The sequence below is a fragment of the Acinetobacter haemolyticus genome (genome assembly GCF_900406815.1).
GTDB lineage: Bacteria > Pseudomonadota > Gammaproteobacteria > Pseudomonadales > Moraxellaceae > Acinetobacter > Acinetobacter haemolyticus_A.
The window spans coordinates 22,997-38,884 of record NZ_OVCN01000001.1 but is presented as its reverse complement, the minus strand read 5'-3'; the positions used below and the strand labels follow the sequence as shown (position 1 = coordinate 38,884).

At 39.4% G+C, this 15,888-nt stretch carries 15 protein-coding genes; 4 read left to right on the top strand and 11 right to left on the bottom strand.

Features of this window, described 5'->3' with window-relative positions; genetic code table 11:
• Window positions 1-69 precede the first annotated feature (69 nt).
• The gene (locus tag DK207_RS00185) at window positions 70-1,458 is read right to left on the bottom strand and encodes an ammonium transporter (RefSeq protein WP_109439500.1); all 1,389 of its coding nucleotides are present in this window, start codon (window positions 1,456-1,458) and stop codon (window positions 70-72) included.
• 68 nt (window positions 1,459-1,526) lie between these two features.
• Window positions 1,527-1,865 (bottom strand): P-II family nitrogen regulator, encoded by a 339-nt coding sequence (gene glnK / locus DK207_RS00180; protein WP_000780326.1) that lies wholly within the window; start codon window positions 1,863-1,865, stop codon window positions 1,527-1,529.
• 273 nt (window positions 1,866-2,138) lie between these two features.
• Here glnK and DK207_RS00175 point away from each other — a divergent pair, with 273 nt between their 5' ends.
• Window positions 2,139-2,366 (top strand): accessory factor UbiK family protein, encoded by a 228-nt coding sequence (locus DK207_RS00175; RefSeq protein WP_004637578.1) that lies wholly within the window; start codon window positions 2,139-2,141, stop codon window positions 2,364-2,366.
• A gap of 69 nt (window positions 2,367-2,435) precedes the next feature.
• Window positions 2,436-3,923 (top strand): YifB family Mg chelatase-like AAA ATPase, encoded by a 1,488-nt coding sequence (locus DK207_RS00170; protein WP_109439668.1) that lies wholly within the window; start codon window positions 2,436-2,438, stop codon window positions 3,921-3,923.
• Between the two features lie 47 nt (window positions 3,924-3,970).
• Here the strand turns inward: DK207_RS00170 and DK207_RS00165 are convergent, their stop codons facing one another.
• Window positions 3,971-4,759, bottom strand: a complete 789-nt coding sequence (locus DK207_RS00165; RefSeq protein WP_100834288.1) for a TorF family putative porin — start codon at window positions 4,757-4,759, stop codon at window positions 3,971-3,973.
• A 421-nt stretch (window positions 4,760-5,180) separates the two neighbouring features.
• Window positions 5,181-5,951: a TorF family putative porin gene (locus tag DK207_RS00160; protein WP_109439499.1), complete on the bottom strand. Its 771-nt coding sequence runs from the start codon at window positions 5,949-5,951 to the stop codon at window positions 5,181-5,183.
• Window positions 5,952-6,689: 738 nt separating this feature from the next.
• Here DK207_RS00160 and DK207_RS00155 point away from each other — a divergent pair.
• Window positions 6,690-8,015 (top strand): OprD family outer membrane porin, encoded by a 1,326-nt coding sequence (locus DK207_RS00155; RefSeq protein ID WP_109439498.1) that lies wholly within the window; start codon window positions 6,690-6,692, stop codon window positions 8,013-8,015.
• Window positions 8,016-8,118: 103 nt separating this feature from the next.
• On the opposite strand, the gene ppa is transcribed toward DK207_RS00155, so the two are convergent.
• Together ppa and DK207_RS00145 are read right to left on the bottom strand one after the other, a co-directional pair.
• Window positions 8,119-8,646 (bottom strand): inorganic diphosphatase, encoded by a 528-nt coding sequence (ppa, locus tag DK207_RS00150; RefSeq protein WP_109439497.1) that lies wholly within the window; start codon window positions 8,644-8,646, stop codon window positions 8,119-8,121.
• A gap of 118 nt (window positions 8,647-8,764) precedes the next feature.
• On the bottom strand, window positions 8,765-9,163 hold the full coding sequence (locus DK207_RS00145; RefSeq protein WP_109439496.1) for an MAPEG family protein: 399 nt from the start codon (window positions 9,161-9,163) through the stop codon (window positions 8,765-8,767).
• A 149-nt stretch (window positions 9,164-9,312) separates the two neighbouring features.
• Between DK207_RS00145 and DK207_RS00140 the strand changes: the two genes are divergently transcribed.
• Window positions 9,313-9,699, top strand: coding sequence for a hypothetical protein (locus DK207_RS00140; RefSeq protein ID WP_109439495.1), 387 nt, complete (start codon window positions 9,313-9,315; stop codon window positions 9,697-9,699).
• A 68-nt stretch (window positions 9,700-9,767) separates the two neighbouring features.
• Here the strand turns inward: DK207_RS00140 and DK207_RS00135 are convergent, their stop codons facing one another.
• From DK207_RS00135 to DK207_RS00115, 5 genes are all read right to left on the bottom strand, one after another.
• On the bottom strand, window positions 9,768-11,447 hold the full coding sequence (locus DK207_RS00135) for an AMP-binding protein (protein ID WP_004637539.1): 1,680 nt from the start codon (window positions 11,445-11,447) through the stop codon (window positions 9,768-9,770).
• 156 nt (window positions 11,448-11,603) lie between these two features.
• Window positions 11,604-13,823 (bottom strand): DNA topoisomerase IV subunit A, encoded by a 2,220-nt coding sequence (gene parC / locus DK207_RS00130; protein WP_005087876.1) that lies wholly within the window; start codon window positions 13,821-13,823, stop codon window positions 11,604-11,606.
• Window positions 13,824-13,985: 162 nt separating this feature from the next.
• Complete coding sequence (locus DK207_RS00125) at window positions 13,986-14,501, bottom strand: hypothetical protein (protein WP_075316357.1); 516 nt, start codon at window positions 14,499-14,501, stop codon at window positions 13,986-13,988.
• A gap of 30 nt (window positions 14,502-14,531) precedes the next feature.
• On the bottom strand, window positions 14,532-15,176 hold the full coding sequence (locus DK207_RS00120) for a trimeric intracellular cation channel family protein (RefSeq protein WP_075316358.1): 645 nt from the start codon (window positions 15,174-15,176) through the stop codon (window positions 14,532-14,534).
• A 52-nt stretch (window positions 15,177-15,228) separates the two neighbouring features.
• A complete protein-coding gene (locus DK207_RS00115; RefSeq protein WP_004637533.1) occupies window positions 15,229-15,711 on the bottom strand; it encodes a YchJ family protein in 483 nt (160 codons plus the stop codon).
• Window positions 15,712-15,888: the final 177 nt, after the last annotated feature.

Sequence of the window (15,888 nt, the reverse complement as noted above, 5' to 3'; positions counted from 1 at the left end):
TTCAACCTGCCACAATGCATAAAAAAACAGCTCCTGACTGGAGCTGTTTTTTTAGATCAATTTTTCTGATTATTCAATACGTTCGCCATGTTGGCTAAGGTCAAGACCTGTACGCTCATCATCAGCGCTAGCACGAATACCAATCGCAAGATCAATCACTTTCAGGATAATGAAGGTCATCACAGCACTATAAGCGATAGTTGCAAGCACGCCTTCAACCTGAATCCATAATTGTGCCAACATATTGGTTGGCGCATCATCGCCCATAATGAACGAGCTTGCAAAAACACCCGTCAAGATCGCACCAATAATACCACCGATACCATGTAGACCGAATGCATCTAAAGAATCGTCCGCTTTAAGCATACGTTTAAGAACAGTCACTGACCAGAAACATGCAGCACCACCGATCAAGCCCATGATTAAAGCACCACTGACTGTTACGAAACCAGCAGCAGGAGTAATAACCACTAAACCAGCAACTGCACCAGACGCTGCACCTAAAGCAGAACCTTTACCGCGTACAATTTTCTCAACCGCCAACCAAGATAGTGCCGCTGCTGCTGCTGCTACTTGAGTAACAACCAATGCCATACCTGCGGTACCATCTGCTGCATACGCAGATCCACCATTGAAACCAAACCAACCTACCCAAAGGATGCTTGCACCAACCAAAGTTAAGGTTAAGTTATGCGGTGCCATAGACTCTCGACCTAAGCCAACGCGCTTACCAATCATATATGCCGCAACTAAACCAGCAACACCAGAGTTAATATGGACAACTGTACCACCAGCAAAATCAAGTGCTTTACCAGTTAACCAACCACCACCCCAAACCCAGTGACAGATTGGAGCGTAAACCAGTACAACCCAAAGTGCGGCAAAGACCATAAATGCTGAGAACTTCATACGTTCTGCAACAGAACCACTGATAATGGCAACAGTAATAATCGCGAAAGTCATTTGGAAAATGACATCGATAATTTCAGGGAGTGCGCCACCTGTTTCTGCCGTAATACCCGTGAGCATGACTTTACTGAAGTCACCCATAAAGGCATTACCTTCGCCATAAGCGATAGAGTAACCAATAATGACCCAGACTACGCTGACGATCGCTGCTGCGCCAAAGCTATACATCATGGTAGATAGAACGTTTTTACGACGTACCATACCTGCATAGAACAGTGCTAAACCAGGCAAGGTCATAAACAAGACTAAAGCTGTCGATACAAAGATCAACATTGTGTCAGCTTTATCTACAGCTTCCACTGCCTCTTCTGTAACTGCAACAACTTCTGTTTCAACAGCCTCAGGTGCATCCGCAACGTCAGTTGTCGTAGATAAGACAACTGCTTCGGTAGTAACAGCATTCTGTTCAGGATTTGGTTCTGCCCAAACGACAGTCGAACCACCTAAGAGTGCGCCAGATAGACTGAGCGCCATAAGCATTTTTTTCATTCGTGTCCCCCAACCTCATTTTGTGAGCTATTTCTCTTAATTTCTAACTCAGCAAAGTTTGTGCCAATTTAGACAGCATCTGGTCCAGTCTCACCCGTACGGATACGGATAACTTGTTCTAAATTCGTGACAAAGATTTTCCCGTCACCAATTTTTCCAGTGCTTGCGACACGAGTGATTGACTCAATAACCGCATCAACCATCTCATCGCTAATCGCGATTTCGATTTTTACTTTCGGTAAGAAATCAACCACATACTCAGCACCACGGTACAATTCAGTATGACCTTTTTGACGCCCGAAACCTTTGACTTCAGTTACGGTAATCCCTTGAACACCAATATCAGAGAGTGCTTCACGCACATCATCTAACTTGAATGGTTTAACAATTGCAGTTACAAGCTTCATGTGTGTTTTCCTTCGGCTTATTTTCACCAGTAAGGTTTTATGTTCAATTTTCATGCCAATATTCAAAGGTTGGGGGTTTTTAAATATTGGACATATGGCTTCTTTATAACCTATTTAAGCGAATAGAAGTAGATCATCAATAGAAAATAAGTATCATTTGCCAAGATTTAACTAGATTTCTCAGTCACATCCCAAGCTGCTCAGCAGTGCTAGAGGATTCCAACAAGCAGTGGTACACTGAGCAGCAAATATACATAACTTATTGAGCACTTTATGATTGAAACTCTTTTACAAGCGATTTTGCAGCAAGTTGATCAACCTAAAAAAGACTTGGAAAAAAACTTGCGAGCATTGTTAAATGAAAGTATCGAAAAATTAGATTTGGTTTCTAAACAAGAGCTCGATCGCCAAAGAACAGCCCTAAATTTAGCAAATCAACGTCTCACCGAATTACAGCAGCAAATGAAAACTTTAGAGGAAATGGTGCAGAACAAAAAATAGGCACCAACTCGGTGCAAAAAGCACCTCAAAATGATTAAAAATAAAGCACCACAATGGAACAACAATAAAATGTCTTTTGCAAAAATTTATACGAGGGGATTATTGGGGCTACATGCGCCTCAAATCGAGGTCGAAGTTCATATCAGTTCAGGGCTACCCTCTTTGACCATCGTTGGTTTACCCGAAGCTGCTGTCCGAGAAAGTAAAGATCGTGTTCGTTCAGCAATTATCAACAGTGGATTCTTGTTTCCAACCAAACGTTTAACTATTAATTTGGCGCCAGCAGATTTACCCAAAGATGGGTCTCGCCTAGATTTGCCCATTGCACTGGGTATTTTGATTGCATCAGGGCAATTACCAGAACAATGTACGGATGGGTTTGAATTTATTGGTGAATTAGCACTTGATGGTCATTTACGCCCAATTTCTGGTGCATTGACCATAGCAATGGCCTGTCAGCAAGCCAAGCATCGTATGTTACTCCCGACTGCAAACTTAGATGAAGCGAGTCAACTCCCAAACTTCGAAGTATATGCGGCTCAACATCTTCAAGAAGTTTGTGCACATTTTTTGGGCAACACCAAGCTCAGTGCTGCACCACAACGAGAAAATATCAACAGCTCACAATATCAATTTGATCTTGCAGATGTGAAGGGGCAACTTCGCCCTCGCCGTGCACTCGAAATTGCGGCCGCAGGTGGTCATTCATTACTGTTCAAAGGTCCACCTGGAACAGGAAAAACCTTACTTGCCTCACGTTTACCTTCTATTTTACCACCGCTCAATGCTCAGGAAAATTTAGAGGTTGCCAGCATCTATTCCGTCGCAAATGCACAACATCATTTTGGACAGCGCCCATTTCGTGCGCCACACCATACCGCATCTGCAATTGCATTGGTTGGAGGCGGCTCACAACCCAAACCTGGTGAAATTACACTGGCCCATTTAGGCGTGTTATTTTTGGATGAGCTCCCTGAGTTTGATCGCAAAGTTCTTGAAGTATTGCGCCAACCCCTAGAATCGAAAGAGATTGTGATTTCCCGTGCTGCCAGACAGATGACTTTTCCTGCCAATTTCCAGTTTATCGCGGCTATGAATCCATGTCCCTGTGGCTATGCATTTAATCAAGATAGTCGTTGCCAATGTTCACCCGAAAGCATTCAGCGCTATCAAAACCGTATTTCTGGTCCATTATTAGATCGTATTGATCTTCATATCGATGTTCCTCCATTACAAGCACAGGAATTGCAAGATCAAACAGCAAGTGAGGACTCTGCAACCGTTCGCAAACGCGTCATCAGAGCCTATCACCAACAAATCGATAGACAGCAATGCTTAAACCAAGCACTTTCACCAAAACGATTAGAACAATACGCTCGTTTAGATGAAAGCTCTGCCAAAATTATTGAAATGGCACAACAACGTTTGAATCTTTCTGCACGTGCCTACCATCGGGTACTACGCGTTGCTCGAACCATTGCAGATCTAGCAGAAAGTGAAATTATCTCAAGCAGTCACTTAACAGAAGCCTTATCTTATCGAGGCAATTCAAATTAAATACACCTAAAAAAGCGACCCTCAGGTCGCTTCAATTCTTCTTATCATTAAAAAGCGTAACCTAAGCCTAAAACGACTTTATTCTTATGTTTGGTTTCATCACGCGTATAACCCCCAAAAATATAATCCAAACTCCAGGTTGCCCCCGTCTCACCTAATGGATGTGACACACCTAAGGTTGCATGACGGAACGCAAAATCTGTTTTTGTGACATCACCAGCTTTGGCTTGATAGGTTAAATACTCATCATCGTCACCATAATAATACGCTGCAACTTGTGCTTTCCCTGTGAACCCACCTGGTAGCTTTGGTGTATAAGTTGCCAAGAAGTAGGTATCACCTTTGTTGCCAAAAGTCACATTATTCAAAAGCGTTTGTGCGGTTACAGTGAGATCTTTATAACTTAATCCGACAATTGCTTCATAACCTGTCGATTCCCATCCCGGATAGTAATAGTAAATGGTCCCGCCCACTTGAAAGCCTAAATTCTCAGTAATTTTCCCTTTATATCCAGCATAAAAATCATTTTCGAATGATTTTTTCTCTTGAGGCACATAATCTGGTGAAGTATTAAAGTCAGCATAAGCAGCAGTCAATGTTGAAAACCAGTAGCCCAGATAAAATCCACTGTCATGCGTATAATCAAGCCCACCCTGAATCGCAGGTGTATCACTTTCAGGTGAATTGGTCATCCCACGTAAGTTATAACTTGATACAACACTAATATTTCCTGAAATCGAGCCAGGAAATGGAAGCTTCGATTCTTCCGCAAATGTAAAAGTTGATGCTGTTGCAACAACCCCTGAAACAACAGCTGAGCATGCAAATTTCATCATATTGATTTCCCCCATGATTTAGACATTCAAATGATTTAAGTTTAAAAGTGCATCATGGTGTAATTTGCAAATGCTATGCCAAACAAATTAATTAGATTAAAAACAACAACTTAAATAAAAAAATACCTAATTTAAAGTTTTTTAATCTAAAAAATCTTATTTTGATTTGAAGGAGATCTCCAAACTGAAGCAGTTTAGAACTTAATGGGGCGTTTCACACTTAAATAGCAAAATAATGGAACATACATGCATGCCTTAAATCTAAAATATTCTTATTTTTCAATAACAAATCGGATTTAAAGCTCTACTTGGCTGATCATTTAGTTGAGCAAAATCTGAAAACACATAAAGTATATTTTTTCAACAAAAATTCTGACATAAAAAAGCAGAGCCGTTGCTCTGCTTTTAAAACTCAAAAAGCTTAGAAGCTCTTAGTTAATGTAAAGACTGCACCAGTTTTTACACCACGCTTCTCGAACTTTGCTAACTCATCAGTATCAATATTGGTACCAATCGCTGCTAACTCAGCACTAAAACCTTCAATTGATTTAAAGTCATAACTTACACCAACTTTCCAGTCAACATAGTTGTCTTTTCCATTGAAAGCATCATCAATATCTACTTTGGTATAACCTACACTTGCGACACCGCCAAAACCAGTATCAGCAAAAGGAACACTATAAGCAAGATTTAGATACCAACCATCTTCGTCTGTACCTGCTACATCATTGCTATAGTTCACTGCCGCCAATAGGTTATCGCCAGTCACAATTGCATTATCAAAGCCAAGTTTCGCGTAGATTTCTAACCAATTTAAGTCAGATGAACTTGGATAGCCGTAATACCATAAACCAACATCTAAAGTAGGTTTACCAGCAAGTGGTAACTCTGTTGCATAACCAATGTATGGATCAAGTTCTAAATGAGTTGGATCATCTGAACCAAAATGTACATTTGAAGCCCACACACCAGCATAAAGACCTGATTCATGATCTAATTGAAAACCACCTTGAATCGCTGGATCATTTTCCGTTTGCGTGATACCACGGAAACGATAATCGGTTGTTAACGCAGCACTTCCAGAGAAGCTTAAACCACTTTTAGCAAGTGCGTTATCTTCTGAAGCGAAACTTACTGTTGATAGTCCAGCAACCATACTAAGTACAAGTGCCTTACATGCAAATTTCATCATATTGATCTCCCCCATGATGGATATTCGACTGATTTATGTTTTAAATTGCATCAGAATGTAATTAGCAAATGCTGTGCCAACTTCAAATTTTTCTTATAAAATATAGCGTCTGTCCCATAAAAGTGCTGTTACAAGTACAACAATGTGTCACAACCGCTCTAAAACACATGATTTCCCAACTTTTTATGATCAATTTAGAAGCAATAAACAATTTCAGGTCGTTTATTGCACAATAAAGATGCACCATTAAAAAATGCACGCTACTAAAATGCTTGAAATCCAAGTTATATATTCCACATATCAAAAATGCGCAATAAAAGTGCATATCTAGGTATTAGTTGGATTTGCAGGGATAGTGCCCTCTTATTAATGAAAAGATACCATTCGTCGGGATGTAATTTTTTGCAAATCAAATCGATAACTTTTTAACCAAAAAATAAATAAATCATTAAATTTAAAGAGAAAATACATACCTTAATCACACATTATATGCTGAATAAAATCAAAAAATACCACACAATATTACGACCAATATATAGTTTTTTATACAACATATTCATATACTTAATTTTATTTAGACTACTTTTTAAACAAGAAATAAATCATAATATTTTATAAGTATTCTATTTAAAATTAGTTAAAATATTTTAATAAAAATCTATCTTTTTTATGTATAACTTATACAATTGGTCAAAATTTCGGTTTCTTCCCAAATTAATTTATTTTATGAGGCTAACTATGCCAAAGGCACAGAAACTTACTTTAGCGGTATTAATTAATGCTGCGTTAATCACTTCAACATATGCAAGCGAACAAAGCGAAGCAAAAGGATTTGTTGAAGATGCGAATGGAAACGTTTTATTCCGTACTGGTTATTTAACTCGTGACAAAAAACACGGCAAAGAAGACACGAGCTCATACGCACAAACTGCAATCGTTAAGCTAGATTCAGGCTTTACTCAAGGCATTGTGGGATTCGGGGCTGGTATCATTGGTGATGCATCTTTCAAACTAGGCTCTAACAACAATGCTGGTAACGGCATGATTCCTAAGCACCCAGATGGTTCAGCATATGATCATTGGGTACGTGGTGGCGGTTATGTAAAAGCACGTGTTTCAAATACAACTGTTACCTATGGTACTCAACTCCTTGATCTCCCTGTTCTTTCAAGCAACACTGCACGTTTAGTACCTGAATACTTTGAAGGTGTATTAGCTACAAGCCGCGAGATTGACGGTCTTGAAGTAACGGCGGGTAAATTCACTAAGAACCAATACTCAGATCAAATCAAATCTGATGGTAATGAGTTGGATCGTGCTGTCGTTTGGGGTGCGAAGTACAAAGTTAATGAGCAACTCAATACAGCTTATTTTGGTACAGATATTAAAGATCGCTTAGAACGCCATTATGTAAACGTGAATTACAAGCAAGCGTTAGCAAATAATAGCTCATTGACCTATGATTTCAGCGGATACCATACTGATTGGGATCGCCAAGCAAATAACAGTTTGTACTCTTATATTGGCTCAGCAGATGATAAGTTCCAGAACTCTATCTGGGCAATTTCAACCACTTACAATACTGGTCCACACACAGTAATGCTTGCTTATCAACAAAATAGTGGTAATGCAGGTTATGACTATGGACTTGGTAAAGGCGTTGGAGATGGCCATCAAACCATTCATTTGCCAAACTCATACCTTTCTGATTTCATTGGTAACGATGAAAAATCAGCTCAACTCCAGTACAGCCTTGATTTTGGAAGCTTTGGGGTACCGGGCTTAAGTTGGACTACAGCATTTGTTTATGGTTGGGATATTGATGCCAATACAGCGGTTACATCTGGCAATACCGTTGTAGGCCGTGTACGCACAGCAGACAATGCAACTGAACGTGAGTTCTTTAACCAAGTGAAATACACTGTTCAATCAGGTTTTGCGAAAGATGCGAGCTTACGTGTACGTCACTCTTACTACCGTGCTAGCAATGAATATGAAAATGCTTATATCGGCGATACCAACGAATGGCGTATCTGGCTTGATATTCCTGTGAAGTTTTTCTAATTCATAGAATAGAAGCTATACATAAAAAAACTCCATTCAGTTGAATGGAGTTTTTTATTGGCCAGATAGTTAAATCATAACATCTGGTTGCAACCTCAAAGTCTTACTTTTTAGCAGCTTCGATGGCTTTGAGTACTTCTGCTTTCGCAACATCCGCACCTTCCCAACCACTGATTTTAACCCATTTACCAGGCTCTAAATCTTTGTAGTGAGCAAAGAAATGCTCAACTTGGCTGATCAATAGTTGTGGTAGATCAGTGTATTCTTGAACGTCTTTGTAAAGTGGAGATAATTTTTCATGTGGAACAGCGATCAATTTCGCATCGATACCACCGTCATCTTCCATGTTCAATTTACCGACTGGACGGCAACGAATCACAGAACCCGCAGCAACAGGGTGTGGAGTTACAACAAGTACGTCTAATGGATCACCATCTTCAGACAATGTATTTGGTACATAACCGTAGTTTGCTGGGTAGAACATTGCTGTACCCATGAAACGGTCTACAAATAATGCATCTGAATCTTTATCGATTTCATATTTGATTGGTGCTGCATTCGCAGGAATTTCAATAATGACATAAATATCATTTGGTGCGTCTTTGCCCGCAGGAATATTGCTATAACTCATATCAACACTCGTATATGTGAATTGAATATAAAAAATCGGTCAGATTATAACGTGAATACCAGCAAAATGATGCTGTATATTGGTATTAGAGCGAATGAATTTTTACATTCCATTTGATTTAAGTGATTTTTATGGTAATCACAAATAATAAAATTGGGCAAAGTATAGAAAAGAGCCAAATGATCGAACGCAAAGTTGCCCAATTTGCGAGATAACAAATTCCATAAATGACTCGGAAAACAATATAAGCCCATCCCAACGCCAAAATAAAGCGTTCAGGAATCACCATATATTCTGCCATCAACATCGCAGCAATAAACAAAGGTAAGCTTTCAAAACTATTTTGTTGAACTGCATTTGCCCGAGCGGAAAGACCTGTGGTTTTTGCTAAAAATTCACGAGGGTTCTGATTGTCTTTGGCTTGGAAACCACCCGTTGATTTTGCAATCAAGGTAAAAACATAAGGTAATAAACATGCGATGATAATAATCAATATAATACCGTTAATACCTTGCATGCGTTGACATCCATCTTTGAAGTTCGTCTCATCATGCTATCATAACTTAAACTTTCATTTGTACTTGTTCGATAAGCATTTTTGCGGTTCTGTATGGACTGCAGTCTAAGCTGAATAAAGTCTCGTTGTTTTATTTTTAGGATCCGTTTATGCAAAACCAAGATCAAAAAGAAATGTTGGATGTTCTCGCACAACAACGTCAACACCAACTCAAAGTTGATCGTATTCTAAAAATTGTGTTGCCTATCGTTGCATTTTTATTGAGTGTGATCTGTGCAAATCTTAACTGGCAATCAACATTAGGTACATTTTTGATTTTAACCATCGCTTTTTATGCCGTTGGAATTAAACGCCTCACGCTTTGGCACTGGTTAACTATTATTGTGCTCTATGTTTTTTCGGATAACTACTTTAGTTTCAATGGCTTTGATATAACTAGATTGCGCTTTCAGTTAATTACGATGTTTATTTTTGTGGGTATCGTCGGCATTGGTCGCCCTTATATTGATCGCTGGCTTATGAAAAAATCAAACTAGAAGATCTAAAAAAAAATGCCGCAATCTGAATTACGGCATTTTTTTAGATGGTGTTGACCATTAAAGTATTAAGCAGGTTTACGTAAATCTTTACGCAAAATTTTACCTACATTTGACTTTGGTAACTCGTCAATAAATTCAACATAACGTGGGCATTTATAGCCTGTTAAGTTCTTTTTCGCAAAAGCAAGAATTTCTTCTGTTGTTAAAGAATCATCTTTTTTCACAACAAATAATTTTGGAACTTCACCTGATTTTTCATCAGGAACGCCAATCGCAGCAACTTCCAATACTTTTTCGTGTTGCGCAATGACTTCTTCAATTTCACTTGGATATACGTTAAAGCCAGAAACCAAGATCATGTCTTTTTTACGATCCACGATTTTGAAGTAACCACGTGTATCCATGATACCGATATCACCTGTGCGGAAGAAACCGTCAGCAGTCATCACTTTTGCAGTTTCATCAGGACGATTCCAGTAACCTTTCATGACCTGAGGACCACGAATTGAGATCTCACCTTGTTCACCCTGAGGAAGCTCATTTCCATCATCATCTAAGATCGCAACATCAGTCAATGGCAATGGAATACCAATTGTGCCGCTGAATTCAGTTGTTGCTGGTGGATTTGCAGTTGCAACAGGAGAAGTTTCAGATAAACCATAACCTTCGATAATGATTGTACCTGTCACTTTTTTCCAAGCTTCAGCAGTTGATGGCAATACTGCCATACCACCACCCATCGCCATCTTAAGGTTACTATGGTCAAGTTGCTTAAATTCTTCGTTATTTACCAATGCATTAAACAAAGTGTTTACCGCTGGGAAGAAAGAAGGGCGATATTTACGTAGCTCATTAATAACCGCAGGTAAATCACGTGGGTTCGGGATCAAAATGTTTGCTTGACCTTTGTACATACCGTACATTGCACAAACCATGAATGCAAAGATGTGATAAAGCGGTAATGCACAAACAATACGATCACCTTTTTCACTATCAGATGCACCAAATTTGCTTGAGAATATTGCTTCGCACTGTAAAAGGTTACCCACTAAATTACGATGAGTAAGTTCTGCACCTTTAGATACACCAGTAGTACCACCTGTGTACTGAAGTACTGCTGTATCACTCAAGGTTAAGCTTGGACGCTTATAGTTACTTGGGTTTTCTTTGTTTAATGCAGTATTAAATTTGGTATGACCCGGAATACTCCATGCAGGGATTTGCTTACGTACTTTACGTAGAACAAAGTTAACGATCGTCCCTTTTAAAGTCCCAAGCATGTCACCAACAGTTGCAACAACAACATGTTTCACTGGTGTTTTACCAATAATGCTTTGGTAGACACTTGCGAAGTTTTCAATGATCACCAACACTTCTGAACCAGAGTCATTCAATTGATGCTCTAATTCACGCGCTGTATAAAGTGGGTTTACGTTTACAAGTACCAGACCCGCACGGAATACGCCCAATGCAACTACTGGATATTGGAAAACGTTCGGCATCATCACCGCAACACGTGTTCCTTTTGCTAACCCCAAGCTTTGTAAATACGTTGCAAATTTGCGACTAGCAACTTCTAATTCATTAAACGTTAAAACTTTATCCATAAAGATAAAGGCATCACGTGACCCAAATTTTTGGAAATTGCGTTCAAAAATATCAACAAGTGAGGTGTTTTCAGCAGGCAGTTCAACTGTTTCTGGAATTCCTGTCTTTTGGTATTCTGCAAACCAAATCTTTTCCATAATGCCATTATCTCCGAGTGGTAATCCTTAAAATGTAACAACGTTACTTTCCATGGCAAAACATTTTTTTTAACTTTTTGAATTGCCCTGTTCATCTATCCAAACAATATGAATACATCGTCATATATAACGTATTTATATCACAGAATACTAGCCCTATCTCTGAATGAAGAGTCTATTTGCTTTTTGATATCCCCGTGGTAAAAGTTGGCCCTTTGTTGCTCTTTTTCCTAGATATTTTTGGAGATCATCTCCCTTCAGTTTTAAGTGCTGTTGTCCTGCAGCGACTTGGATTATTTCATCTAATGCCAGCGTTGTCATGGATAAAATTTGCTCTTTTTCATCAAGTTGTATCAACTTGTTACCTTTACCTTTATTCAGAACTGGAAGTTCTGCTAAATCAATAATCAGTAAACGACCCGATGAACTCAAGATTGCAACATGCGTTGCTTGCTGAATTGGCAACAATGGTAATGCCTTTGCCTTCTCCATCACAGTTAGGAAAGCTTTACCTGCTTTGGCATTGGTATCTAACTGTGTTGCTTGAGTTTTGAAACCATAGCCATTCGAACTTGCCACCAGTAATTCATTCGCATCATCTTCGACCAAGACTTGAATAAACGACACACCACTTGCAGGTGAAAGTTTTGAACTCAACGGTTCTCCTAAACCTCGCGCCGAAGGTAAGCTACTAATCGGCAAAGCATAGCTTCGACCCTTTTGATCTAAAAAGTAGACTCGCTGATTGGTTTTACCCACAGCATGACTGAGATATTGATCACCTGCACGATAGTTTAAATTGGCAGCATCGACATCCGCACCTTTCGCAGCGCGGACCCAACCTGCTTCTGACAATACAACCGTGACCGTTTCAGCTGGCATCAAATCTTGTTCTCGAATTTGTACCGCTTCAGCACGGGCAACGATCGGCGAACGTCGATCATCACCAAACTTTTTCGCATCTTCTTTCAGTTCAGTAATAATTAAATTTTTCAATGATTCAGGATTTGCCAATTGCTCACGAATTACTGCCGCTTTTGCTTCTAACTCTTCTTGTTCACGGCGAATTTCCATTTCCTCAAGTTTAGCCAAATGGCGTAGTTTGAGTTCTAAAATCGCTTCGGCTTGAATTTCATCAATCCCAAAATGCTGCATCAACACAGGTTTTGGTTGATCTTCTTCACGAATAATACGGATGACCGTATCAATATCGAGATAAGCAATCAAAAGTCCTGCCAAAATATGTAAACGTTTTTCAATCTTGGTTAAATGATATTGCAAGCGACGTGTCACGGTTTGCTTACGAATCTCAATCCATTCCAACAAAATACGGCGAATAGATTTTACCTGTGGGCGACCATCAGCACCGATCATGTTGAGATTGACACGATAGCTTGATTCTAAATCCGTGGTTGCAAATAAATGACTCATCACCGTTTCAGCATCGACACGATTAGAACGGAGGACGATCACCAAGCGCGTTGGATTTTTATGATCTGACTCATCACGAATATCTGCGACCAAAGGTAACTTTTTCGCAATCATTTGATCTGCGATCTGAGTAATCACTTTTGACCCTGAAACTTGATAAGGCAGTTCAGTAATCACAATCTCATTTTTCTCTACCGTATAAATCGAACGCATACGGTAACTACCACGACCTGTGGTTTGAATTTTTAACAATTCTTCAGGTGGGGTAATAATTTCTGCTTTGGTTGGCAGATCTGGTGCGGGAATATATTCAGCCAATTTCTCATCTGTAGTTTCAGGATTACGAATCAGCGCAATCGTTCCTTTCACCACTTCACGTAGATTATGGGGTGGAATATCGGTTGCCATCCCGACCGCAATACCCGTTGTGCCGTTAAGTAAAATATTCGGAATACGAGCAGGCAGCGTGATTGGTTCTTTCATTGAACCATCAAAGTTATCTTGCCATTCACTGGTACCCTGCCCAAGCTCACTCAGTAATAGTTCACTATACGCTGAGAGTTTAGCTTCGGTATAACGCATTGCTGCAAATGATTTTGGATCATCAGGTGAACCCCAGTTACCCTGACCTTCAACCAATGGATAGCGATAGCTGAATGGCTGTGCCATCAACACCATTGCTTCATAACAAGCAGAGTCACCGTGTGGGTGATATTTACCGAGTACATCACCAACGGTACGTGCCGATTTCTTCGGTTTACCTGTCGATTTTAAACCGAGCTCACTCATCGCATAAACGATACGACGCTGTACAGGTTTTAGACCATCACTGATATGCGGCAATGCACGATCCATAATCACGTACATGGCATAGTTAAGGTAAGCTTGTTCTGTGAATTCAGCTACGGAACGGTTTTCGGTTGCATGATGTGCAAGGCTGGTCATTTCAGCGATTCATCCAAAATTATTTGTTATCGTCAATATTTTGTATGCTATGTGGATGCAAGCGTTGTGACAAGCCCTTGTTGTTGTTTAAACGTCAAATGGCGTCTTGTTCGGAGAATTTGTAATTGAATAAGGTACTGAACCAACTTTTCAGCTATCAAATCAGAGACTTTCTCTGAATAATTTCATTTTAACTTCATCAATATTCAAGATTTGCAAGTAGGTCAATTCATTATTAACGTTAAAGCCAAAACTGAAATTACAATCACGCACATATTCAGTTGTATTTTCTAAAGGTAAAAATACGAGTTCAATATAATTTTTACCCATGAATAATTGGAACTCTGTATCAAATGCATCCTTAAACCTGCTAGAAAAATCATCCGAATCATTCAACCAAGATGACACATCAAAAATTGGTAAATATACTTGTGCTAAATCACTAGAAGACAAATTCTTCCCTGTTTGAATCAGCTTATGACAGCTAAAGCTAACTAATGTAATTGTTGATAATTCACCAGTCTTTAAAAGGCCGATTTCAACTAAAGACGTATGGCCATTACCGCCTCTCCAATACAAATCTGGAGATTTTTCATTGAAATGAATATCAAAGGGTACATAACCATCTATTTCGACCGAATGATAGTGATAAGTACTTATATTAATTCTTTTTAACATATGATCACCTTCAATTGAGGTAATTCTTAATCAATGCTCATCCGTCGAAGAAGCCGACTCCGCATCATCATCTTTATAAATAAATTTTGGCATTTCCAGACCAAAATAAATCGCGATCAAACGTAGTGAGAAACCAAAAACTAAAGTTGCAATCACAGTCAGCTCGAGACCAAGCCCTAACTGTAAACACACCCAATAGCAAATCACCGCAACAAAAGAAATACTGGCATATAACTCACGGCGGAATACCAAAGGTACATCATTACACAAAATATCGCGCAAGATCCCACCTGAGACCCCCGTTAATACGCCAGCAACTGCCGAGACGACAAAGCCATGTCCCATTTCTAAAGCAATCTGGCAACCAATAATGGTAAAACCAATTAAACCAAGTGCATCGAGTACCAAGAAGATATTGCGTAAATGACGCATCCATTTGGCAATAATAATCGTCACAAAAGCCGCAATGCAGGTCAAAACCAAATATTCAGGATGTTTGACCCAAGTTAAAGGATAGTGCCCCAATAAAACATCACGTACAGAACCACCGCCCAAAGCAGTCACACAAGCAATCAATGTCACACCGAACCAATCCATACTACGGCGGCCTGCTGACAGTGCACCTGTCATTGCTTCTGCAGTAATGGCAATAATATAAATCACGGTGAGTAACATTTGCCTGAATCCTTAAACAAGGCGGAAAAGTGTGCGCTATTTTAAGACAAACTTAGATGAATTGTGCACAACATTGCTTAAATTTTTTCCCTGAGCCACAAATACATGCTTGTTTCATGGTGATTTGCATATCTAAAGTAGGATCAAGAAAATACCAACGCTGTTGATACAAGACAAAATGCGAAACTTCATGATGAATATGTGGCTGTTTTCCATCCTGATTTTTATCACAGTAATGCGCTTTAAACTCAACCAATGCATGTGTTTTATCGAGCTTGGGTTGATGTCGAAGCACCTCTAATTTTAACCATTGATTAGACTGACTCCAATCAGCAATCGCCTCTCGATCTAACAATGCTTGTTGTCCCAGAGCCGTTGTTTCCAAAATATAGTCAATTTGCTGTAGGGCAAAGGCGCTATAGCGCGAGCGCATCAATTGCTCAGCACTTTCAGCAACTTGCTGTTTTAAATGAAGCGGTTGACAGCATTCTACATATAAGCCGCGTCCACATGGACAGTTCTTTAACAGTGTCATGTTTCTTTCTCAAATAAAAATAGCCCGAGTAAAAACCATCATCATGTCACGATGGCCAAACCCTAGGGCTATTTAACTTATTTACTATTCTAATTACAGTTAAGCGATTCATCTTATTAAAAAGCTTTCGTCACTTATCAATACAATAGAACAAAGCCTTGCTTTCTAACGTTATAC

Coding starts and splice junctions, on each gene's coding strand:
- DK207_RS00165 (WP_100834288.1), bottom strand. CDS start 4,759: ATGATGAAATTTGCATGCTCAGCTGTTGTTTCAGGGGTTGTTGCAACA.
- DK207_RS00185 (WP_109439500.1), bottom strand. CDS start 1,458: ATGAAAAAAATGCTTATGGCGCTCAGTCTATCTGGCGCACTCTTAGGT.
- DK207_RS00125 (WP_075316357.1), bottom strand. CDS start 14,501: ATGTTAAAAAGAATTAATATAAGTACTTATCACTATCATTCGGTCGAA.
- DK207_RS00140 (WP_109439495.1), top strand. CDS start 9,313: ATGCAAAACCAAGATCAAAAAGAAATGTTGGATGTTCTCGCACAACAA.
- DK207_RS00135 (WP_004637539.1), bottom strand. CDS start 11,447: ATGGAAAAGATTTGGTTTGCAGAATACCAAAAGACAGGAATTCCAGAA.
- DK207_RS00175 (WP_004637578.1), top strand. CDS start 2,139: ATGATTGAAACTCTTTTACAAGCGATTTTGCAGCAAGTTGATCAACCT.
- DK207_RS00160 (WP_109439499.1), bottom strand. CDS start 5,951: ATGATGAAATTTGCATGTAAGGCACTTGTACTTAGTATGGTTGCTGGA.
- parC (WP_005087876.1), bottom strand. CDS start 13,823: ATGACCAGCCTTGCACATCATGCAACCGAAAACCGTTCCGTAGCTGAA.
- DK207_RS00155 (WP_109439498.1), top strand. CDS start 6,690: ATGCCAAAGGCACAGAAACTTACTTTAGCGGTATTAATTAATGCTGCG.
- DK207_RS00115 (WP_004637533.1), bottom strand. CDS start 15,711: ATGACACTGTTAAAGAACTGTCCATGTGGACGCGGCTTATATGTAGAA.
- DK207_RS00145 (WP_109439496.1), bottom strand. CDS start 9,163: ATGCAAGGTATTAACGGTATTATATTGATTATTATCATCGCATGTTTA.
- DK207_RS00120 (WP_075316358.1), bottom strand. CDS start 15,176: ATGTTACTCACCGTGATTTATATTATTGCCATTACTGCAGAAGCAATG.
- DK207_RS00170 (WP_109439668.1), top strand. CDS start 2,436: ATGTCTTTTGCAAAAATTTATACGAGGGGATTATTGGGGCTACATGCG.
- ppa (WP_109439497.1), bottom strand. CDS start 8,646: ATGAGTTATAGCAATATTCCTGCGGGCAAAGACGCACCAAATGATATT.
- glnK (WP_000780326.1), bottom strand. CDS start 1,865: ATGAAGCTTGTAACTGCAATTGTTAAACCATTCAAGTTAGATGATGTG.